Source organism: Nostoc sp., from assembly GCF_036917195.1.
Classification (GTDB): domain Bacteria; phylum Cyanobacteriota; class Cyanobacteriia; order Cyanobacteriales; family Nostocaceae; genus Nostoc.
Genome location: NZ_JBALDG010000087.1, coordinates 20,670 through 41,972, shown reverse-complemented (window position 1 = coordinate 41,972; position 21,303 = coordinate 20,670). Strand labels below are relative to the sequence as shown.

The window sequence follows — 21,303 nt, the reverse complement described above, 5'->3', positions numbered from 1 at the left end:
ATACTTTGTATGAATATTAACCTTTTCACATCCCAAGTCAAAAAAGTTTTTTGTCAGTGGTTTAATTATACTTGGCGAATTTTGCTTATAGGAATTGTTTTTAGTTTATGTCTAATATTTTTATTTGGTTGTCAAGGAATCAGACAAAAAGACGACAAGTTAATTCATCTGACACTTTGGCAAGCTATTAATCCGCCTGCACATCGAGAGATTTTTGAAAAACTAGTAGATAAATTTAATCAAACTCATTCTGATATTCAGGTTGAATCTATCTTCGAGCCTGAACCTAACTTACCAAAGATATTAACATCTGTTGTTGCTAATGTGCCTCCAGATATTCTGTCATTCCACCCGGAATATACAGGTCAATTTGTGGAACTAGGGGCAATTCGACCTTTAGAAGATTGGTTAGACAAATTGCCCCTAAAGTCAGATATTAGACCTAACTTATTGGAAGAAATGCAGTTAGATGGTCACATTTGGTCAGTGCCAATGCACACTAGTAATATTGGGATTTTTTACCGTCCTAAACTTTTTGAAGCTGCGGGAATCACAGAAATACCCAAAACCTGGGATGAATTGAGACAAGTTGCCAAAAAATTAACTATAGACCGCAACGGCGATCGCCGACCTGAGCAGTATGGAATATTACTGCCTTTAGGAAAAGGTGGATGGACTGTGATTAGTTGGTTGCCCTTTTTATATAGTGCTAAAGGCGAGATTGTAACCAATAATCGTCCCAATTTAACGAATGCGGGTGCGATCGCTGCCTTAAAATTTTGGCAAGACCTGATAAAAGATGGTTCAGTATTGCTTTCTGCCCCAGAACGAGGTTATGAAGAGGACGCTTTTATTGCAGGTCGTGTTGCGATGCAGATCACAGGCCCTTGGACGTTAATCATGAAATCTGACGTTGATCATCAGGTATTACCCATACCAGCAGGTGTCAGACCTGCTACAGTCACAGGTACTGGAAATTTTTTTGTGATGAAGACCACACCAGCAAGAGAGCAAGCGGCACTCAAATTTTTAGAGTATGTTTTGAGTGAAGAATTCCAAACTCAATGGACTATGGGGACGGGTTTTTTGCCCGTTACCTTCACATCGGCTCAAAGCAAAGCTTATCAGCAATTCATTAATGAAAAACCAGTGTTAAAAGTGTTTTTTGAGCAAATGCCTGTGGCATACTCTCAACCGATTATTGCTGGATATAGTCGTCTTTCTGATAGTCTTGGTCGAGCGATCGAGGCTACATTGCTAGGAGAGTCTGCTGAAAAAGCGCTCAAGATAGCACAAGAGCGTTTAGAACTGATTTGGGATGGCAAATAATAATCAGCAATCAGCTTATACATTATGATTTGCAAAGCTCGTGCCAAATCTGAGTTGATAACAATTATGCAGAAATTCCACTCCGGTGATGTGAATTTCTTTTCAATGTACACAAGCCAATTGCTGGTATGGCTCCTAGAATTGCTGCCGTAAAGCCTTGTCCACTCCAATACAATATAAAATTACGGTTTGCTTCTGGAATCAAATCTTGCACAAGAAAAAGCAACCAAACCAAAATAGTGATCAAGAAGAAAGAGATTGTGGGTAAAAAATTCCACCACCAAACGCTAGCTGTATATCGCCTCAATACCAGCCATTGGCAAATCCCGAGCCAAATTCCAGAGATTATATATGCGATCGCAGACAGAAATCCAAAAATAAAAGTTTGTTCAGGAGATAAAGTTTCATTTAACGATGAGGCTATGGATGAAATATCGTTAATCCAGGCTGTAGAAACGCCGTTGGCAATCAGCCAACCGACGCTAGTAGCAAATATCCACTGCCAACCCGGTAAATATGGGTAGATGACAAGGGCTTGGTCAGCAGCGAAAATCACAGCAAACACAACGTTGCTGAGACTTCTGACCAAAATACTCCATGTTTGTGGTTGGATAGGAACGCTAGGTGAGAGACTTTGGAGAATAATTTTCTCTAAGGCGATACTGGCAACGCCACCCACAATCCATCCGAGCAGGGTCATTAAGGTAAGCTGAATAAAAAACCTCTGTCGCTGCGATCGCGGAATTAAAAGCTTTCCTGGGTTAGGCTCGTTATTAGCAGATGCAATATGATCAGGACTGTTAGAGTCAGTTTGCATAGGAAGTTAGGGGAGTGAGAGAATAGGGAGATTAGGGAGATAGAGGAGCAGGGGAAGAATAACTAATGCCCAATCCTCAATTAAATATTGATTCTTGTTTTACCCTATTTCTCACTCGCCAGTCCCTATTTTCCATTCCTCACTCGCCACTCCCCCAAGGCGGGTATATTATGTCAATAATAGCAGTTTATTCTCAATAGAGTCTGAATTAATCTCATTAACCTATGCTTATTGCTTAAGATTTAGGAGTAGCCCGCACTTTGATTACTTCGGCTGCGTTCAGTACAAGTCAGTGACCATCGTAGACATCGCTTTGAGTCTTGGAAACTAAACCAAATGAGAAATGGTGATTTTTTATCAGTTCTTAACCTTGGTTGTGATCAAGAGTAATTTAGATGCGTTTGTCCTGCCCACTAGAATTGCACAAAAACCTTCACTTAATCTTTAAAGATATTTTAGTATATATACCGTATCTTTTGCGAGTAAAAAAAATCAAAATAGGATTACAAAGCATCAAGATGAACTTACATCTTCAAGCTTGTTGTACCCAACAACAGTCATCTCTCAGGACATAATAATCTTTGTGATTTTATTCTATGTTGTTGGAGTAATAAAGCCAGTTTTTCATAGCTAGGTTTCAAGAAAGGTTCAGTCTTAATTATCTTTGTGTTTCTCAAGGTTTATTACTCGAATGCTGCAAAAATTATCTTTGGCTTTACTGGGAACAACTGTTGTGGTCATCAGTGCAAATCCTGCCAGTGCCGTAACTCTGCAAGTCAACACTGGCCCGTTTTCAAGCTACTCTAATACCAAAACTGTGACCTTTGACGATGGCACAGCAAATGATCCCAATGGATTTGTTACCTACTCTAATATTACTACTAATATTGTTCAAGGTAGTGTATCTGGTCAATACGCCTCACCTTATGGGGATAATACCAAATTTTTAACAATTGCTCCATCAGGTAGTAATGTTGCAGGCGACAGTGGTTTTGTTAATATTAAATTCAAAGAAGCTGTTAATTACTTCGGTTTTTATGCAGGCTCATTGGATAGTTACAACTATATTGACATTTACAAAGGTAATCAGTTGTTAAAGACTTTTAGTGGTGCAGATGTGCCAACTGCTATAGCTGATGGTAGTTGGACTAGCACTCAAGCTAATATGTTTATCAATCTTGTAGCTGGAACAGGAGAAACATTTGACCGAGTTGTGATGCGCTCAGATGGTATTGCCTTTGAAACAGATAACCACGCCTATAGACTAGCCAGCCAGAGCGTTCCCGAACCTAATGCGATGTTAGGTGTGTTAGCAATAGGTGCTTGTGGTATGACTTCACTCTTCAAACGCTCACAACATAAAGTGACAGTAAAAGCATAAATTTATCAGGATACCCGTTGAAAACCCTTAAGGATGTGTCTTTACGCCAGATGTAGAGACACATCTGTTACTTGTCATGCACTTTTCCTCATGCGTTCCCTTCATGCATCAGTGAGAGGTGCATTTCTACGTGGTACTTAAAACGATGATTTCATGGGATAAGTCAAAAAAACAATAACTTGTAGCGCTTGCTGGCATTAATGCTGTAGTCAAGCCAAGCGAGCGCTGATATCCAAAATATTTAAAATACTAGTAATACGTCATGGCAGAAATTAACCTACCATCTGGAATGGGTAAAAAGCTTACAGTATAAGTATTTTTTATTTTGACTTTTGCCTGATTGTACTAGTTATCTAATGTTTCGCACCAAAAAATTTGATTCGCCACAGCTTTTTTGCGAACTTTTTAATATTTCCGCTTTAATTCTGGCGGTAATTAGTGTTTATGGGTGTCTACTGAGATACCTGCAATTTGGGACATGTTGTAAAGAAAGATTGCAAATAATGCTTTATTAATTTACTAACTTACTCAAAATTGATCGGGAGCGAATCAAAATTTTGTCTGGTAAAATCAAGCTTTCATCTCAATAGCCCCTTAGATTTACCCATAAATGGCCTTTTTAGGCATAAGCGTAGCTCGTTGTAGACATCGCTTTGAGTCTTGGAAACTAAACTAAAGGAAAAATCCTAATTTTTTCGTTGATTCTTAACGTTGGTTGCGATCAAGAGTAATTTTAGATGCGTTTGCCCTGCTACTCACCTTTTCCTAACAAGTTGCTAATAAGCTAATAAAGTGTAATTCATAATGATAAGCTAAACAGTGGCAGAAAAAAGTGACTCTTTAGGATGAAGTAATAAATGGGTGTTTCTTCAACGACTCCTCATCTCTTACGGGCTGCTCGTGGTGAAGTAGTAGATCGTCCCCCTGTATGGATGATGCGACAAGCGGGACGATATATGAAAGCATATCGAGACTTAAGAGAGCAGTATCCTTCGTTTCGCGATCGCTCGGAAATTCCAGATGTAGCAATTGAGGTTTCCTTGCAACCGTGGAGAGCCTTCCAACCAGATGGAGTAATTTTATTTTCTGATATTGTCACCCCATTACCTGGTTTGGGTATTGACATGGATATTGCCGAAGGTAAAGGGCCAATCATTCACTCGCCCCTCCGCACTCAAGAACAAATTGATCGTCTGCGTCCTTTAGAACCAGAAGCAGCTCTACCATTTATCAAAACAATTTTGCAGACGCTGCGTTCTGAAGTAGGCGATAAATCAACGGTGTTGGGCTTTGTGGGTGCGCCGTGGACGTTAGCAGCTTATGCAGTAGAGGGAAAAGGTTCTAAAACCTACTCCATCATCAAAAACATGGCATTTTCAGATCCGATGATACTGCATCAATTGTTAGCTAAATTAGCAGATGCGATCGCCATCTATGCCCGCTACCAAATTGACTCTGGTGCTCAAGTTGTGCAAATGTTCGATTCTTGGGCGGGTCAATTGAGTCCTCAAGATTATGACACCTTTGCTCTCCCCTATCAACAGAGAGTTTTCCAGCAAGTCAAGCAAACCCACCCCGATACACCTTTGATTCTGCTAGTTAGCGGTAGTGCGGGTGTGTTGGAAAGAATGGGACAATCTGGCGCTGATATTGTCAGTGTAGACTGGGCAGTGGATATGGCAGATGCACGCGCGAGATTGGGCAAGCAAGTCAAAGTTCAAGGAAATCTTGATCCAGGCGTGCTATTTGGCTCTAAACAGTTTATCCGCGATCGCATTCTTGATACCGTTCGCAAAGCTGGCAATTGGGGTCACATTCTCAATCTCGGTCATGGTGTCTTACCAGAAACACCAGAAGAAAATGTCGCTTTCTTCTTTGAAACCGCAAAGGAACTTAATCTTGCAGGAGTTAAGAGTTAGGAGTTATGAGTTACGAGTTAAGAGTTAGGAGTTATGAGTTATTAAGTTACCAGTTGCGAGGTGCAGAGTTATTTTTTTATTGTTAACTCCTCACTTCTAACTCCTAACTTTATTTTTAACTCCTGATTCGGAACTTTTAACTCCATTTTTAACTCTTCACTTTTAACTCCTTACTTTTTATAAATTCTCTATGAGCCAGAAACGGATTTTAGTGACTGGTGCAAGTGGTTGTATAGGTCATTATTTAACAGAAGCCTTAATTAAGGAAACAGATCACGAACTGTATCTTCTAGTTAGGAACCCAAGTAAACTGCAAGTTGATACAAAGGCACGTTCAGGCATCAACGTTTTGCAAGGTGATATGCAAAATATTCGCCAGTTTGCTGATTTACTATCAACAATTGATACGGCGGTACTCACAGCCACAGCTTGGGGTGGTGATCAGACATTTGATATTAATGTCGTCAAGACTATAGAGTTGCTGGAACTGCTAGATCCAGAACGTTGCCAGCAGGTAATTTATTTTTCTACAGCTAGCGTTTTGGATCGCTACAATCAACCATTAAAAGAAGCCGGGGAAATTGGAACAGATTACATTCGTTCCAAATATGACTGCTTACATAAGATATCAAAATTAGCGATCGCACCCAAAATTACCACAGTATTTCCTACTTTAGTATTGGGTGGTGATGCCAATAAACCCTATTCTCACCTCACATCTGGCATTCCAGAAGTTACGAAATATATTAATTTAATTCGTTTTTTGGAAGCAGATGGCAGTTTTCACTTTATCCACGGACGAGACATTGCCACTGTCGTGCGATATTTAATTGATCATCCTGGCGAAAATGATCAACCACGTCGGTTGGTTTTAGGTCAGACACAGTTAACTGCTACTCAAGCAGTGGAAGAAGTTTGTGCTTATCTGGGCAAAAAGATTTACTTTCGCATTCCCGTATCTTTAGCATTGGCTAATTTAATTATTGTTCTATTCCGCATTCAGATGGCCGCTTGGGATAGGTTTTGCATGAACTACCGGCATTTCACTTATGAAAAAACAATTAATCCCTATAGTTTTGACTTGCCAAATTATTGTGCAAGCATGAGTGATGTTTTGAAAATTAGCGGTGTTGATGCTGCTAAGTAGTTAATGCAATAAATTACACTAATTATTGAGATAAACCTTGTGATTACTGAGTGTAGTTATCATAGCGAACCACTTACTTTTGATGGCTGTATTCTCTTAATTTGTTCCAATTTCAGAGAAAAATATTAGTGCTAAACTAAAACAACTTTAATAAAAAGTCAATAACTCTTAATTTTCGTTAAAGTTAGATAACAATCAAAGTGTGAGGATTTATACTACATGCGAATTTTGTTAATGTATCCAATATTTCCCAAAACCTTTTGGTCATATGAAAAAATCTTAGAGTTAGTTGATCGCAAAGTTTTATTACCACCTTTGGGTTTAGTAACAGTAGCCGCGATTCTTCCCCAAGAATGGGAATTCAAGCTGGTCGATCGCAACATCCGCCCAGCAACAGAAGCAGAATGGGCATGGGCAGATGTAGTAATCCTCTCGGCAATGATTGTCCAGAAACAAGATTTACTTGACCAAATCCAGGAAGCAAAAAAACGTGGCAAGCTAGTCGCAGTCGGCGGCCCTTACCCCACCTCTGTACCTCACGAAGTTGAAAATGTTGGCGCAGATTTTCTGATTCTGGATGAAGGGGAAATCACTCTGCCCATGTTTATTGAGGCAATAAAGAGGGGAGACACATCTGGCACTTTCCGCGCCACAGAAAAACCTGATGTGACAAGCACACCAATACCCCGCTTTGATTTATTAGAATTGAATGCCTATGACATGATGTCGGTGCAGTTTTCGCGCGGGTGTCCCTTCCAGTGCGAATTTTGCGACATTATTGTTCTTTACGGGCGCAAACCGCGTACCAAAACCCCAGCACAACTGTTAGCAGAGTTAGATTACCTCTATGAATTGGGTTGGCGGCGGGGTGTGTTCATGGTGGATGATAACTTTATTGGTAACAAGCGAAATGTGAAATTGTTGCTCAAAGAGTTAAAAGTCTGGATGGCAGAACACAAGTATCCCTTCCGATTTGACACTGAAGCTTCAATTGACTTAGCACAAGACTCAGAAATGTTGGAGTTGATGGTTGAGTGTGGTTTCTCGGCGGTGTTTTTGGGAATCGAAACGCCGGATGAGGATAGTTTGCAAATGACCAAGAAGTTTCAAAATACTCGCAGTTCCCTAACTGAGGCAGTGCAAACCATCATCAAAACGGGATTACGCCCAATGGCTGGGTTTATTATCGGCTTTGATGGCGAAAAAGCAGGTGCAGGCGATCGCATTGTCCGCTTTGCTGAACAAGCAGCTATTCCCTCTACTACCTTTGCCATGTTACAAGCGTTACCGAACACCGCGCTTTGGCATCGCCTGAAAAAAGAAGGACGACTACGGGAAAATCAAGATGGCAACATCAACCAGACAACATTGATGAATTTCCTTCCTACCCGTCCCCTGGAAGAACTTGCTAGAGAATATATTGAAGCCTTTTGTACTTTATACGACCCAGTACACTACTTGGATCGCACCTATCGCTGTTTCTTAATGATGGGTTTGCCGAGTTGGAAAGCGCCAGCGAAAATGCCAGAGTGGGTGGTTGTCAAAGCGTTGTTAATTGTAATTTGGCGACAAGGCATCAAACGAGAAACCCGTTGGAAGTTCTGGCACCATTTGTTTAGCATTCTCAAGCGTAACCCTGGAGTTATTGAGCATTACATCTCTGCTTGCGCCCACAACGAGCATTTTCTTGAGTATCGCCAAATTGTGCGCGATCAAATTGAAAGTCAGCTAGCTGAATATCTAGCACAAGGTGCAGAAAAGCCATATGTATTAATTAAGGAAAAAGTAGAACAAAAAGCTGAAGCGGTAGTCAGTTAAAAAGATGTTTGAAAAATCGCAAAGTATACTATAAACCCCACTTTCATTCCTCTCTCCCTTTCGGGGAGAGGCTTTTAAATCCCCATTCCCCCACTTCGTGCCGCTACACGAACTTAGGAAAGAGGGGCTAGGGGGGTTAGGTTTGGGAGCATTTAGTGTTAGTAATAATACTTTTACAATATCCTCTAAGAGTGGTAATGGGTAATAATAAATTACTTATTACCCGTTCTCAATAAAAAGTATGTCTCTAGAGTTCTTCTGCCTTTAACGCCGCTACAAATTGTTTACCGATCGCGGACTCCATTCTATAGAACAGTGCAGGTTTACCCAGCGGCGCAGCAACCTGAATCCACTTTCCGTTTGCCGCGTTCAGTGTTTCTCCAGTCCACAGGTTTGTCCAGTTCCCTGCCGGAAGATAAAGCCGTACCTTAGTTGCACCCGCATCGACGACGGGCGCAAACATAAACTCGGAGCCGAACATATACTGATACCGCAGCCCGTATGTGTTCACATCATTCGGATATTCCAAAAAGGGATGTCGTACGATTGGATGTCCGGTGCGTGCCGCTTCGTTTGCCAGTTGTTTGCGATAGAAACCGAGTGCCTTGTAGATTTTCGCCATGCGAGCAAAGTGCATTAGCGTTTCAGAGTCGCTGTTTACTTGGGCGCTGATGGCTGGATTTAATCCTTCATGTGTTCGCAGTATGGAGGTGAACGTACTCAACTCGACCCACCGCATCAACAGTTCTTTAGAACGGGCGACGATTGGAACTTTCTTGCCCAATATGTTGACGGCAAAGGCATTGTATCCCCCCGTGTCACTGTGAGTTAGACTAAAGCCCGATATGCCACCCGACAACATGCCGACCACTGCCGTCTTGATTCCGTCATACTCGTCCCACGTTTGCAATTGATCGCCTAACCAAAACAGCGTTGCCTTCCCCGGACTTTGGGTAAAACCAGAGCGATTAAAGAAAACAATGTCGTCACCTCGTCCAGCTTCTTGAATTGCTTCGCGGTTCACTTGTGCCCAAGCAACGGGGTAATGGTTATGCCAGACATCAGGATTGGCTTTGTCGTACAGGGACGCGTTAAACGGTACCGCTTCGCCAAAATCCGCCATCCAACCTGAAGCACGATCGCCTGTAATTAGTTCGTTCTTAATAATATTTTTCATCCACTGACGCGCCGTTGGATTACTAAGATCTACCAGCCCCGCGAAAAAATCTGTGTTTTTGATAAGATATGGCGTACCGTCCTTTTTCTTAATCAAGTACCCTGCTTGCTGCGCTTGGTTAAACAACTCGTTATGCCCTGGCGCATTCGTGAGAAAAGGATTGATATAAATCATCATGCGTGCATTCTGTTTCTGGAGTGCATCTACCAACCCATCCCAATCAGGATAATAGGTTTTGTCCAACTTCCAATTCCAATACAATTGACTTCCAATTTTGGTGATCCGTCTGCCCGGCCAGTCCTGAATCCAAAAAGCGGCGATCGGCACGCCTGCTTTCACAAACGTATCCAGTTTTTGCTTCACAACGTCTGTGCCACCTTGAACGGAAATCACTGCACCTTGCTGAATCCAATCAGGCAGTGTTCGCATTCGCCCCGTATATTCGGTGTACTCTTGAATCAGGTCGAGCGGTGTTTTGCCATAGAGAATGCGTCCTGTCATTTTGTTGGCAAAGAGTGTCAGCTCCACCCGGTCAGAGTGGTGCAAATCAAACATACTGTATTCTTCATTCTCCAAAAACAGCGATCGCAATTTGCTTGTCATGTACTGGGGCGCGGGCATTTCAGTTACATAAGGGTTGCCACCGCCACGGTTCTGCGTCAGATTCACCAATTTGGTAAAACCCGGCAAGCCCCGTCCAACACCGTGTTCCTGAACGAGAATAGGAAGAATTTTTCCCTTTTGATCAAAATCCGTGAGTTGTCCCCCAAATCCGAAGAAGTGCTCGTCTGCCTCCGACGCTCCACGCAGATAAATTCGATTCATTGCGGCTGCCCCCGCACCCTCAAATTGCAGTTGAAATTGCAATTGATTTGCTGCGATCGGTGTAAAGGTCAAGCGATAATTGACCGTGCAGCCTTGTCCGGTGAGCGTCCCATGCAAGACCAGCGCTGTGTTGATCGCTTCGATGGTATCCAGGCTTTGTACTGCACATGAAGAGATAATTTTGTCTTTCACCGAAAAAGATCCTTCAGGTATGCCAAATTCACGTATATTTGCTTGTCCCGTCGCCGCACCCACAAACGCAACATTCGGGATGCTTGCCCACAGCAGCCGTTCCGGTTCTGCCGAGTGCCTCACCAGGAGCGCAGGCGTCTGCCCATTTTCGGCAAAAGACAAAACAAAATTTCCGATTGGAAAAGAACCGCTTACATGCGAGGTAAGCGCCGGATTCGTAGGCGGTAGATTGAACTGGATCAGTCTATACAGATTTTGGATGGCCGACGCTGCAATAAGCACTGAGAGCAAAGTACTGAGTGCTGTAACCCACACTTTGATGAACCGATTTCTCGCGCGAGACGCGCGAAATGCAATGACAGCAAAAATGACTGCACTAACGAATAAAACGAGAAATATTGGAAATTGCATAAAAGGATATTTTAAAAGTGGGGGGCTATTGTAAGAAAGCTCACAACAAGTGATTAATCGCATTTTCACCCGGACACTTGTACGGGTAAATTTACGTATATAGTGGCATTTATATTTTATCTACCGCGATCGCGTTCTAAATCATCAATCACTTTTTGCAAATACCACTCGTCTGACATCCCAGGATAATAATCCTGCTTCTGCTGAATTAATCGTTCGGCAATTTCCCAATATCCCCCAACCATTCGTAAAACTCGCTGACGTAGCAAGTTATATTTTTGCTTTTTTGACTCTGGACTAAATTTTTGGATTTTTTCAAGGCTACTTAAGACTTGTTGGTAATTTACCCAGTCTTCTTGTTCACAAAAAATACTCGCCGCCCGTTGATAATCTTCCAGAGCATTTTGCATTTCTTCTAAACAAGTATAGGCAATGCCGCGATTGTAGTAAGCTTGAGCATCATCAGGATTAATTTGCAGCGCTTGGGTGTAATCTTGAATTGCACCGAGATAATTGCCCGTTGTCCGATAGGCATTACCTCTGGCAATATAGACTAAAGGATCTTCGGGTTGCATCTGGAGTGCTTGGTTAAGATCCGCGATCGCACCTTGATGATCTCCCAATACAGAACGGGCTTTGCCTCGGTTGCGATAGACAATCGCATCTTGAAAATTTAGTCGCAATGCTTGATTAAAATCTGCGATCGCTTCTCGATAATTCCCCATTTTACAACGCACAACCCCACGACAGCAGTAAGCTTGGGCATCTTGCGAATCGGCTTTTAATATCCAATTTAAATCAGCTAGTGCCTCTTGTGTATCTCCCTTTTCAGCCTTTTCTAATAATTGCGTAAAATAATCATTGGTGGATAAAATTGGCGCGTTGGTAGAACGCGATTGCTCAACGACAGCTTTTTCAGAGGGTTGTAGCTGTTTAATTTGTTCCAGACACAGACGACAATTGTCTTTATCCTGTTGTTCTAAATATAATTGTGCAGCTTTTTTAAAGTTAGCGATCGCATCTTGAATATAACCCTGTTTACGCCGCACTATTCCCCGCAGATTATAAGCAGCAGCATAATTGAGATTGAAACGAATAGCGCGTTCAACATCCTCCAGCGCCCCTGGCAGATTTTTCAGCGCCACCCTTGCTAATCCACGACAATAATATGCCTCTACACTCTCAGGATTAAGCTTCAGGGCTTCGGTATAATCTGAAACAGCATTCAGGATTGCTCCTGAGTCATAATGTGCCAAACCCCGTTGCAAGTATGCTTCGGGAAAGTAAGCTGTTACTTCTAAAGCATGGTTAAATTCTTCAATTGCTCCAGCGTAGTCTTTTCGCCTAGCCTTTTCCAATCCTCTATTGTAGAATTCGTCATTCATGGCATTTATTTGGTTGATTGAGTTAGTTGAATTCCAGCAGGCTTGTTTCGTAGCCTAACCTATCCACTTACCTTTAATATTCTAAGTATTCAATGTGGCTTTGCTTCATTTCATATTTTCAGTGAATTCAAACGAACACACTGCCCTAAGTTGTTATAAATGGAATTCACCCAATGGAATATTGTACACGTCCAGATTTTGGAGTTAGATTTAGTGCAAATCCAGGCTAAAACTTTGATTACTCCTAATCAATAATAAGTTCTCCGAATGAAAATTATAACAATCACAACAAATATATCAATGCAATCTTTACAAGAGAGGGAAAAAATTAAGCAAGCTGCTGAGTTTAATCAGCAAGCTCAGATTGTTTTGAAAAACAAGGATATGAAGTACAAACAACTAGAATATCCGCAAGGTTTGTCGAAAATCGAAGTTATCAATGAAATTCAAATTCTAGAATAACTTTGCCAAACTTTAAATATCAGCTTTTTCAATATTGGTTATGCTAGCAAACCCGAAACCATAAATCTAATTTCAGATATCAACAAAAATACATCGATTATTTATTGCTCAAGCAAAATTAGCGACAGGGAAACTGGCATAAACTTTGAGAATATCAGGGAATCTGCCCAAGCTATTAAACGTATTTCCCAAAAAAGTCAAAATGGCTATTGATATGGTAACTTTAGGTATCAAGTTAGATAAACCACTATCAGCCCAATCATTTCCAATTCTAAATAAAAAAGCTGGGGAAATGACTACATTCAATTCCCCATATCTCGTAGATTCTAAAATATTTACAGTTAACTAGAATTATTCTGAAAGCAAGCTAGGAGAAGTCAGTACAAAAACATCCCAACTTCCTTGAGCGTCAGTTTGTGGTTTTATGGGATTGGCGAAGTGGAAAAAATCATGGTCATTAACCAATAAAAGTTCCCCCGGATTTATAACTTTGCTAAATACAGGCTTTTCTTTTTTGGCAGTATACAAATGTGTTTCTCCACCTTCAATATTATCTCTATCTACTGAGAAGATGCCAATAAAATCAGTACCATCTTGATGGATACCTTCAGGCGCTGGATTACCAAAATTATCTGGTGAACAAATAATTCTAATTTGATGAACACCGATTTCAGCTTCCGGATGAAGTTTACAAGAATCACTAAATGCTAAGACAAGATTTCTGAAAATATCAAGTTCTATGAGTCCATCATCTAATTCTGCAAACTCTCTTTTTACATCACCTACTAATTGATTATGCTCTTTACTTTGAAAGAAGTAGCCATGAGGTAATTTGATTAACTCATTTCCAGAGACTGTGAACCGAGATAATCTTCTCGAAGGATAATTGCCTTTGATATAAGGATCAATAGGCATATTACTAAAAAATGGCTTAAAACCTTCTAGTTTTACCGAATTTACCTTTCTGAGAGTAAACAGAAAAGCATATTCTAATTCCGTTGCTGTCCACACTTTTTGCATAGGATTTACCTCCTTGCACATTGAAATTCTCCCAGATTTTTCTTTATGGGAGGCTTATAACACCTAGTATATGCTACTTTTTATTAAGATGTTGTCAATTTTACTACAAATTTTGACTATTTGTGATAAGAAAAGTTCCTCAAATTCTGTCACAGGGTGGAGTAATACTCATGGGTGTAAAAGTAGCTGCTGAAAAGATTTGCTGATGGGCGTTCGGTGGGGAATAAATCGACGTATATTTACTAACAGCAATAAGGTTCCATAATGATTGATTGGCTTTACCGTTACCCACCTTTGTATCCGGGTATTTTGCTAAAACGCTACAAGCGGTTTTTTGCTGAGGTTCAACTTACTTCTGGCGAAATAGTGACAGCACACTGTCCAAATACAGGGCCAATGACTGGAGTCTCGACTCCCCAAAGTGCGGTACAGCTTTCCAAAAGTGATAATCTTAACCGCAAATTGGCTTACACTTTAGAACTAATTCAGGTAGATGATAACGAGCCGACTTGGGTAGGTATAAATACTTTTTTGCCCAATCGGGTGGTAAAGCTAGCTTTGGCGAAACACCTTTTCCCAGAATTGGGCGACTATAGTCAAATCAAGGGCGAGGTGGTTTATGGGCTAGATAAAAAAAGTCGAGTGGATTTTTTCTTAACGGGGAGTGATGAGGAACGCCCGATTTATTTAGAAGTGAAAAATACAACTTTGTCTGAGGGGAGATTAGCCCTATTTCCTGACACGGAGACTACAAGAGGACAAAAGCACTTGCGAGAACTAATGGCGCTGCTACCTCTAACTCGTGCGGTGATGCTTTACTTTATCAATCGCAGTGATTGTACTGAGTTTTCCCCTGGCGATCGCACAGATCCTGTATATGGTAAATTATTACGGGATGCGATCGCACTTGGTTTAGAAGTCTTACCTTGCCGTTTTGACATTTCCCCCGAAGGTATCCGTTATTTGGGTTTGGCAAAACTGAAAATTTGATTACATCTAATCAGACACTAGAGACGTTGCAAGGCAACGTCTCTAAACGCATGAAACAATAAATCCATCTAGATACTGTCTAGATGGACTTATTGGTAGTTGGTGTTTACTAAAAGACATCCAACCAGACTGTAATCAACAAATGACTATAGGTAGTCGCCGCCCCACAAATAAATAGCATTCGCTATTGTGAGGTTTACTTATGCAGGAATCAAAACTGTATCAATGACGTGGATGACACCGTTATCAGCAGCAACATCTGGTGTTGCAACTGTTGCATCATTGATCTTAACGCCATTAGAAGCGTCAATTTTTACATCTGAACCTTCAACTGTTGTAGCTGTCTTCAGTTTAACTACATCAGCAGCTAGTACCTTGCCTGAGACAACATGATAGGTCAAGATTTTCTTGAGCTTTGGAATGTCTTGAAGTAATGCGTCTACTGTACCTGCTGGAAGCTTCTTAAACGCTTCATCAGTGGGTGCGAAGACGGTAAATGGCCCCTCACCTTTCAGTGTATCTACCAGACCAGCGGCTTGGATTGCTGCAACTAGTGTCGTGAAAGAACCATTATTAGTGGCAGTGTCAATTATATTGGCCATGTGCTTTACCTAGTTCTGTGTAATCTGTTACAAATTTAAACTATTTTTTTAATAAAATCTATCTATCGTTAGATGTATGTCAAGTAAAATCTTTTATTGATATCATTAAGGATTGTAAATATTTTTATCCAAACAGAGAATTATATGTAATTGATCCAGATGGATGAGTTATAAGCACTGTTGGATGCGTAGTTTACTGCACTTCTCTACGAGACGCTCCGCGTAGCTTGCTTCCCCGTAGGGGTACGACAGGCTCAGTGACCACCGCAGGCATCGCTCCTTTTTCTACACAGATGTGTGGCGATGCCTGTGCAGTAGTGTCAACGCAGCAATTTAATCACCAAAGAAATCAGTATATAGATTGGTAAACGCGCCTTATTTTTAAAATATTGGTATTACAAGAATTTTAATTATTTAGGATTTAGCCGACAAATTTATGATAAAACCCTTGTTGTACAAGTAAATCAGCTTTTTTCATAATATCTAGATAGATGCGTTTGCCCTGTTGTCAGGGTTTGCTAACCAAAAATATTGGTAATGAGCGTATTTAACTGATAATATTTCATCACTAAATACATTTCACTCGCCGTTTCTGTAATCCTACCTGGAAACAATAAATTTCCATCACACTAATGCTTTTAGCAATTGTGATTGATCCTTTATTTCCAGAATTGATTATACGTAGGACTTACGCAAAAACCCTCTCAAACCTCATTTATCCGTATCCTCTGCCTTCCTTATGTATGGTTGGTTTTTTCCTTGCCTGTACGTAAATTATGTATGTGACCAATAAGATCCTTAGGTAATATTTTCCCCAAACTATGACTTTCATGAACAGAAGAAGACTTATTGCTTGGATTGCTACGGCAGTTACCAGCATGATGCTGGTAATAGGCTTACAGTTTGTCAATTTTTCACCAGCAAGCTCCGCAACCACACTTAACGTGTATGCGGCTGTCAGCTTAACAAACGCGCTAAATGCTATTAAGACTCAGTACCAAAATGCTAACCCAGGTGTCAACGTTGTTTATACATTTGGTGCTTCTGGTACCTTGCTCAAGCAAATACAAGCAGGATCTCCAGCAGATATTTTCATTTCTGCTGCCAACGACCAAATAAATGTCTTACAAAATTCAAGCCCAAGTAAATTGGTAGCAGGTAGCCGTAAAAACATTGTCAGAAACCGTCTAGTTTTGATTACTCCGACGACGCCCCCTGTTAGTGCTGGTAGTGCGGCTCTCACTAGCTTCAATGGTTTAACCAATGCCAATATTAGTGGTGTTGCTATAGGTGACTACACAGGCACTCCTCCAGTTGTACCAGCAGGAAATTATGCCAAACAAGTTCTGACTAAGCGAGGTATTTTCACTACTCTAAGTCCTAAATTATACCTTGATAGCAATGTGCGTAACGTTTTAACTGCTGTTGAAAATAAAGCTTCTGTAACTGTTGCAGGTGTAAATAAAACTATCAACGCAGGTATCGTTTACAAAACTGATGCTGCCATTTCTAACAAGGTAAAAGTCGTACAAACTGCCCTAACAACAGAGAGTGATCTGATTGTCTATCCACTGGGTATACTCACCAGAACTAAAGTTTTAACGACAGCACAGAGTTTTTCTACTTACTTAACTGGTAGTACTGCCCAGAATATCTTCAAAAATAATTATGGGTTTCTTGCGCCTTAATCACCACAAAGTAAATCAATTAAGTAGTCGTTGTCGTTAATTTTGAACTATTTGGAGTAATGTCTTGTGAAGTTTACTAAAAAACTCTCAATTATTATTTGTAGTCTGAGCACTGCTTTGCTTCATACTGCTGTGATTACCAATACTTATAAGTCAGCAGCACAAGCGGAAGGACAAGAGCTAATTTATAACGGGGGATTTGAAATCGACCCTCTGGCAGATCCTAATAATCCTAACGGTGTAAATCCTAATGTTACTGGATGGCTTAAATCTGGCGCTATAGGTACTACAATTAGCAACTTTCCTCACAGTGGTAACCAAGGTTTATCGCTTGGTGCATTTTCAGGCATTAGCTACATATCACAGACTATCCCTACAGTTGTTGGTCGACACTACCAACTTACTTACTATTTCGCATCCATAGAGGAGGAGCCTGACCTTAAGAATATATTTCAGGTTTTTATAGGTGGAAGGAAGGTTTTTGTTAAAAATGATACTCCTTTCCAACCTTATAAGCAATACACCTTAGATTTTAAAGCAAAAGGAAGATACACAGAGATAAAGTTTGGTTCTCTAGCAAAGTATGCGTTTTTATATTTGGATGATGTGAGTGTCAAAACTCAACCTAAACATCAAAAGAAAAACTATTAGGATGATCCGGTGATAGATGATGGGGATAAATAAACCACAGGTAGAAGCCTAAGCAATGTCTAATGTCTGGCTCCATAGTGTTAAGAATGCCACTAAAATTCATCTGATTTAAAAACTCCATCATGGGTTTATTGAGAAAAATCGCCTTGGGTGTATGAATCATTATCCACATCTATAGGTAACTCTTATAAACCAGAAGAAAGTGTTCATTTTTATTGACACTACTGAAAGCCAGCATGGATGTAACTATCAACTTGCTTTAGTTGTCGAAATTTACAATTATTTGGAGTCAATTTTCATGAATTTAACTAAAAAACTCTCAATTATTGTTTTTAGTTTTACTACTACCTTAATTAGTACTGCTGTGATTACTAATATTTATAATGTAGGAGCACAAGCGGCAGAACTTGTTAAAAACGGAAGCTTTGAACTCGACCAACTCGTAGATCCTAATGATCCTAACGTTACAAATCCTAATATTACAGGATGGGCTAAGTCTGGTGATCCGATGGATATATCAGGGATAAGAATAAGCAATTTTCCTCAGCATGATAGTGGTAATCAGGGCTTATCACTTAGTGGATTTATAGACCTCAGCTACATATCACAGACGCTTTCTACACAACCTGGTCAGCAATACGAACTTAGTTACTATTTAGCATCTATAGATGAAGCCCCTGACCTTGATAATCAATTTCAGACATTTGTAGGTGGAAATAAGATTTTTGATCAAAAAGACATTTCTTTTCAACCATACACGCCATACAAGTTCAATTTCACGGCAGACGCATCATCCACAGAGTTAAAGTTTGGGAATTGGGATAAATATGGATTCTTATACTTGGATAATGTGAGTGTAAAACCTGTCCCTGAGCCTGTGCCTGAGCCATCGACTATTGGAGGAATAGCAATTGCTGGATTGTTGGGAATATGGCTGAAGAAAAAGAAGGCAATTAGAGGCAATTAGTTAAAAAGAATAACTCTCTCGGAAAATAACAGAGCGTAGACGCGCAGTTGTCGTTAGACATCGCTATACAATCTCAATAGAAAAAGTGCGTCACTGAACAGCCTGTTGTAGACATCGGCTTACCCTTTCCATAGCTAAATTTTCAAATTTGATAATCCAATGCAACTAGAACTTTGCCACAATGCTGATTTGCAGGTACAGCTTCCAGCATCTTTTTAGGTTTGGGTAAGTTGAGGTTTTTCATTAATTCGATGAACTGGTTGCGGCTGCGTCCTGCAAACCGAGGATTCCAGCACTTTTCCTCGCCAATGGTGGATACTGTCTGTCCTTGGTAGTCGTGACCAGGATATACCAAGGTGTCATCCGGTAATGTGAATAGCTTCTGAGTAACGGCATCATACAGTGATCCAGCGTCGCCGCTTTGGAAGTCGGTACGACCGCAACCCCGGATGAATAGGGCATCTCCAGTTAATAGATGAGTGTCGTTGACTAAGTATGTCATGTGGCTGTCAGTGTGACCAGGGGTAGCGATCGCCCGAATCTGCACATTCCCCAATTCCAACATATTTCCATCGGCAATGTACTGGTCTGCACAGGTAACTGCGGCATTCTCAGGCACAATCCCCAAACAACCCGTTAGTGACCTTAATCTGTCTGTCCCAGTGATATGGTCAGCATGGATGTGGGTTTCCAGACAGTAGCTTAAGGTCAGCCCCAATTGTCGCAATATCTGAAGATCACGTTCGACCTGCTCTAATACAGGATCAACTAAGATAGCTGTTTTGGTTTCTGGGTCGGCAATTAGGTAAGTATAAGTACTAGATTCTTTATCAAAGAGTTGACGAAATAACATAGCAGGTTTCTTCAACGCCAAAGTAGTTGCATCGGGTTTTGGATTGAGACATTTCAGTAACTCCTGTGCCAAATTTGCCGCTTGAACCCGAATTTCAGGAACAGCGGTGGTTTCCCAAAGATTGCCCTTGCGCGGTGTCCCCAAGGTGTACAGCATTTGAGATACATTTCCATCTGCATCAATCAGCGCACCATTTGGGGCAGTGTCGGTTCCCATTGACAATGTGTTAGGACGGATCAGCCGTTGTTCTTGGAGGCTAGCGACCAATGGGTGCTGCAATCTGAGGTAATCACAATTTGCGCCGGTGCAGTTGACAATCCGCTTAACTTGCAAAACGATATCTTTGTGCGTCCCCCGTTCGCAGATTTTCACATTCACTCCATTCTCAAACTCCTGACAACTTTGAATCCGACCTGCGTAATGGATCAGTTGACCAGACTCCATTGCAGCATCTAGTACTTCGGCAATTTCTTCAGCAATCCGATGACGGTGAACTTCCCAGTAAGCTTTGACATGGCGCAGAAATCGTTTCTGTTCCAGCAATGGCAGTGCTTGCCAAAGTTCTGAAATAATGGGGCGGATGGCATCAATTACTGCTCGCCAATCTTCAGCCAGTCCGTTGCCGGGGTTCCCCCGGTTGTACGAACTGGCTTGAGCCAGTCCGTTGTTGTAGGAAGTGGCGTGTCCTTGCGTAAGAGCCTCGCGTAGTTCTTGACGTAGCAGATGCAGCAGTCCTCGCGCCGTTTTTGGTGCAGTTTCTACATCAAGAAATGCCGGATAAGGAGTTGTTGATTTGTGGCTACAGGGCATCAATCCGTGCCGCGAGACGGTATGAATTTGTCCCTGGAACCCCTGATGGTGCAAGGCAACAACCACATCTACCATTGTTAACCCAGTGCCCACCAGCAGAATAGCATCCTCTGGATTTAGGTCAGCGATCGCATCAGCAGACCAAGCATCTTTGACATAGCGGTTGTCTAAAACGGCGAGTGGTCTAGGCAGAATTGCCGGGAAATTGCCCAACGCTAACACCGCCTTTTGCACATGCAAACACTGACCACTGCTCAGGTACACTATTGTGTTGTCAGGTTTTGTTTCGATGGCGATCGCTTCATCCACAATCTTCTCTAGCTGCACATTAGCTGCTGCATCTACCTGTGCTGCTTTTAAAGTCGCCTGCACATAGTCCCCATAAACCCGACGCCCAACGAAGGTAGATGGAGTTACCTGTTCATGACCATTTTTGTGCAGCCAATTCAGGAAGTGATTTGGTTGATCGTCATAAGCGCTCATCTTACCTGCTGGCACATTCAGCAAGTGACAGTCCACTGGTGTCCCGTAAGCAACTCCTCTACCTATTTCAGAATTACGTTCAATCAACTTGATGGACAGTGGCATGGTTGCATTGCGTAAAAGATTGGCTGCAACCAGAGAACCGCTAAAGCCACCACCAATAATGGCGATCGCAACTGGAGAGACGGTTAGGTTAAAAATATTGTTGTTCATAGGACGTGTGAGTTGCACTTGCTGCTTTCTACTGATTAATTTACGGCCGATAAACTGAAATTTCCGCTTGTCGCAAGCTGTTAGGCAGATGAATTGGCTCAAAAAACCACATACACACATGAATAAGTGGGAATTGCACTTGAGTGTCCAATTCCCCAAATCG

The 21,303-nt window shown here is 41.3% G+C and carries 17 protein-coding genes; 11 read left to right on the top strand and 6 right to left on the bottom strand.

Going from position 1 to position 21,303, the window contains the following annotated elements; all coding sequences use genetic code 11:
* Nucleotides 1–9: 9 nt before the first annotated feature.
* On the top strand, nt 10–1,329 hold the full coding sequence (locus tag V7K40_RS30250; protein ID WP_334966362.1) for an ABC transporter substrate-binding protein: 1,320 nt from the start codon (nt 10–12) through the stop codon (nt 1,327–1,329).
* 64 nt (nt 1,330–1,393) lie between these two features.
* Here the strand turns inward: V7K40_RS30250 and V7K40_RS30245 are convergent, their stop codons facing one another.
* A complete protein-coding gene (locus tag V7K40_RS30245; protein WP_334966360.1) occupies nt 1,394–2,146 on the bottom strand; it encodes a hypothetical protein in 753 nt (250 codons plus the stop codon).
* Between the two features lie 691 nt (nt 2,147–2,837).
* Between V7K40_RS30245 and V7K40_RS30240 the strand changes: the two genes are divergently transcribed.
* The 4 genes from V7K40_RS30240 (at nt 2,838) to V7K40_RS30225 (ending at nt 8,411) form a co-directional block, all read left to right on the top strand.
* Nucleotides 2,838–3,527, top strand: a complete 690-nt coding sequence (locus V7K40_RS30240) for a PEP-CTERM sorting domain-containing protein (protein ID WP_334966358.1) — start codon at nt 2,838–2,840, stop codon at nt 3,525–3,527.
* Between the two features lie 857 nt (nt 3,528–4,384).
* Nucleotides 4,385–5,446, top strand: a complete 1,062-nt coding sequence (gene hemE, locus V7K40_RS30235; RefSeq protein WP_273769410.1) for a uroporphyrinogen decarboxylase — start codon at nt 4,385–4,387, stop codon at nt 5,444–5,446.
* Nucleotides 5,447–5,636: 190 nt separating this feature from the next.
* Nucleotides 5,637–6,593 (top strand): NAD(P)-dependent oxidoreductase, encoded by a 957-nt coding sequence (locus tag V7K40_RS30230; protein ID WP_334966356.1) that lies wholly within the window; start codon nt 5,637–5,639, stop codon nt 6,591–6,593.
* A gap of 219 nt (nt 6,594–6,812) precedes the next feature.
* Nucleotides 6,813–8,411 (top strand): DUF4070 domain-containing protein, encoded by a 1,599-nt coding sequence (locus V7K40_RS30225; protein WP_334966354.1) that lies wholly within the window; start codon nt 6,813–6,815, stop codon nt 8,409–8,411.
* Nucleotides 8,412–8,658: 247 nt separating this feature from the next.
* On the opposite strand, the gene V7K40_RS30220 is transcribed toward V7K40_RS30225, so the two are convergent.
* Both V7K40_RS30220 and V7K40_RS30215 read right to left on the bottom strand, forming a co-directional pair.
* Nucleotides 8,659–11,079: an alpha-glucosidase gene (locus tag V7K40_RS30220; RefSeq protein ID WP_334966351.1), complete on the bottom strand. Its 2,421-nt coding sequence runs from the start codon at nt 11,077–11,079 to the stop codon at nt 8,659–8,661.
* Between the two features lie 53 nt (nt 11,080–11,132).
* The gene (locus V7K40_RS30215; protein ID WP_334966349.1) at nt 11,133–12,401 is read right to left on the bottom strand and encodes a tetratricopeptide repeat protein; all 1,269 of its coding nucleotides are present in this window, start codon (nt 12,399–12,401) and stop codon (nt 11,133–11,135) included.
* Nucleotides 12,402–12,668: 267 nt separating this feature from the next.
* Between V7K40_RS30215 and V7K40_RS30210 the strand changes: the two genes are divergently transcribed.
* Together V7K40_RS30210 and V7K40_RS30205 are read left to right on the top strand one after the other, a co-directional pair.
* The gene (locus V7K40_RS30210) at nt 12,669–12,863 is read left to right on the top strand and encodes a hypothetical protein (RefSeq protein ID WP_334966347.1); all 195 of its coding nucleotides are present in this window, start codon (nt 12,669–12,671) and stop codon (nt 12,861–12,863) included.
* A gap of 18 nt (nt 12,864–12,881) precedes the next feature.
* Entirely contained in the window at nt 12,882–13,076 is a 195-nt protein-coding gene (locus tag V7K40_RS30205; protein ID WP_334966384.1) for a DUF711 family protein, read from the top strand.
* A 138-nt stretch (nt 13,077–13,214) separates the two neighbouring features.
* Here the strand turns inward: V7K40_RS30205 and V7K40_RS30200 are convergent, their stop codons facing one another.
* Nucleotides 13,215–13,883: a 2OG-Fe dioxygenase family protein gene (locus V7K40_RS30200; RefSeq protein ID WP_334966345.1), complete on the bottom strand. Its 669-nt coding sequence runs from the start codon at nt 13,881–13,883 to the stop codon at nt 13,215–13,217.
* Nucleotides 13,884–14,147: 264 nt separating this feature from the next.
* Here V7K40_RS30200 and sfsA point away from each other — a divergent pair, with 264 nt between their 5' ends.
* Nucleotides 14,148–14,873, top strand: coding sequence for a DNA/RNA nuclease SfsA (gene sfsA, locus V7K40_RS30195; protein ID WP_334966343.1), 726 nt, complete (start codon nt 14,148–14,150; stop codon nt 14,871–14,873).
* A gap of 200 nt (nt 14,874–15,073) precedes the next feature.
* Here sfsA and V7K40_RS30190 read toward each other — a convergent pair whose 3' ends face one another.
* Complete coding sequence (locus tag V7K40_RS30190) at nt 15,074–15,475, bottom strand: fasciclin domain-containing protein (RefSeq protein WP_334966341.1); 402 nt, start codon at nt 15,473–15,475, stop codon at nt 15,074–15,076.
* An 830-nt stretch (nt 15,476–16,305) separates the two neighbouring features.
* On the opposite strand from V7K40_RS30190, the gene modA reads away from it, so the two are divergent.
* The 3 genes from modA (at nt 16,306) to V7K40_RS30175 (ending at nt 18,781) form a co-directional block, all read left to right on the top strand.
* Nucleotides 16,306–17,163 carry a molybdate ABC transporter substrate-binding protein gene (modA, locus tag V7K40_RS30185; protein ID WP_334966339.1) on the top strand — a complete coding sequence of 286 codons (858 nt, stop codon included), beginning with the start codon at nt 16,306–16,308 and terminating at the stop codon, nt 17,161–17,163.
* Nucleotides 17,164–17,229: 66 nt separating this feature from the next.
* On the top strand, nt 17,230–17,814 hold the full coding sequence (locus V7K40_RS30180) for a hypothetical protein (protein ID WP_334966337.1): 585 nt from the start codon (nt 17,230–17,232) through the stop codon (nt 17,812–17,814).
* A gap of 298 nt (nt 17,815–18,112) precedes the next feature.
* Nucleotides 18,113–18,781, top strand: a complete 669-nt coding sequence (locus tag V7K40_RS30175; protein WP_334966335.1) for a PEP-CTERM sorting domain-containing protein — start codon at nt 18,113–18,115, stop codon at nt 18,779–18,781.
* A gap of 142 nt (nt 18,782–18,923) precedes the next feature.
* On the opposite strand, the gene V7K40_RS30170 is transcribed toward V7K40_RS30175, so the two are convergent.
* Nucleotides 18,924–21,140 (bottom strand): FAD/NAD(P)-binding protein, encoded by a 2,217-nt coding sequence (locus V7K40_RS30170; protein WP_334966333.1) that lies wholly within the window; start codon nt 21,138–21,140, stop codon nt 18,924–18,926.
* Nucleotides 21,141–21,303: the final 163 nt, after the last annotated feature.

Bases quoted from the DNA above. Each gene is read 5' to 3' on its own strand.
- V7K40_RS30250 (WP_334966362.1), top strand. From the start codon at position 10: ATGAATATTAACCTTTTCACATCCCAAGTCAAAAAAGTTTTTTGTCAG.
- V7K40_RS30230 (WP_334966356.1), top strand. From the start codon at position 5,637: ATGAGCCAGAAACGGATTTTAGTGACTGGTGCAAGTGGTTGTATAGGT.
- sfsA (WP_334966343.1), top strand. From the start codon at position 14,148: ATGATTGATTGGCTTTACCGTTACCCACCTTTGTATCCGGGTATTTTG.
- V7K40_RS30170 (WP_334966333.1), bottom strand. From the start codon at position 21,140: ATGAACAACAATATTTTTAACCTAACCGTCTCTCCAGTTGCGATCGCC.
- V7K40_RS30210 (WP_334966347.1), top strand. From the start codon at position 12,669: ATGAAAATTATAACAATCACAACAAATATATCAATGCAATCTTTACAA.
- V7K40_RS30245 (WP_334966360.1), bottom strand. From the start codon at position 2,146: ATGCAAACTGACTCTAACAGTCCTGATCATATTGCATCTGCTAATAAC.
- V7K40_RS30190 (WP_334966341.1), bottom strand. From the start codon at position 15,475: ATGGCCAATATAATTGACACTGCCACTAATAATGGTTCTTTCACGACA.
- modA (WP_334966339.1), top strand. From the start codon at position 16,306: ATGAACAGAAGAAGACTTATTGCTTGGATTGCTACGGCAGTTACCAGC.
- hemE (WP_273769410.1), top strand. From the start codon at position 4,385: ATGGGTGTTTCTTCAACGACTCCTCATCTCTTACGGGCTGCTCGTGGT.
- V7K40_RS30175 (WP_334966335.1), top strand. From the start codon at position 18,113: ATGAATTTAACTAAAAAACTCTCAATTATTGTTTTTAGTTTTACTACT.
- V7K40_RS30225 (WP_334966354.1), top strand. From the start codon at position 6,813: ATGCGAATTTTGTTAATGTATCCAATATTTCCCAAAACCTTTTGGTCA.
- V7K40_RS30200 (WP_334966345.1), bottom strand. From the start codon at position 13,883: ATGCAAAAAGTGTGGACAGCAACGGAATTAGAATATGCTTTTCTGTTT.
- V7K40_RS30240 (WP_334966358.1), top strand. From the start codon at position 2,838: ATGCTGCAAAAATTATCTTTGGCTTTACTGGGAACAACTGTTGTGGTC.
- V7K40_RS30220 (WP_334966351.1), bottom strand. From the start codon at position 11,079: ATGCGATTAATCACTTGTTGTGAGCTTTCTTACAATAGCCCCCCACTT.
- V7K40_RS30215 (WP_334966349.1), bottom strand. From the start codon at position 12,401: ATGAATGACGAATTCTACAATAGAGGATTGGAAAAGGCTAGGCGAAAA.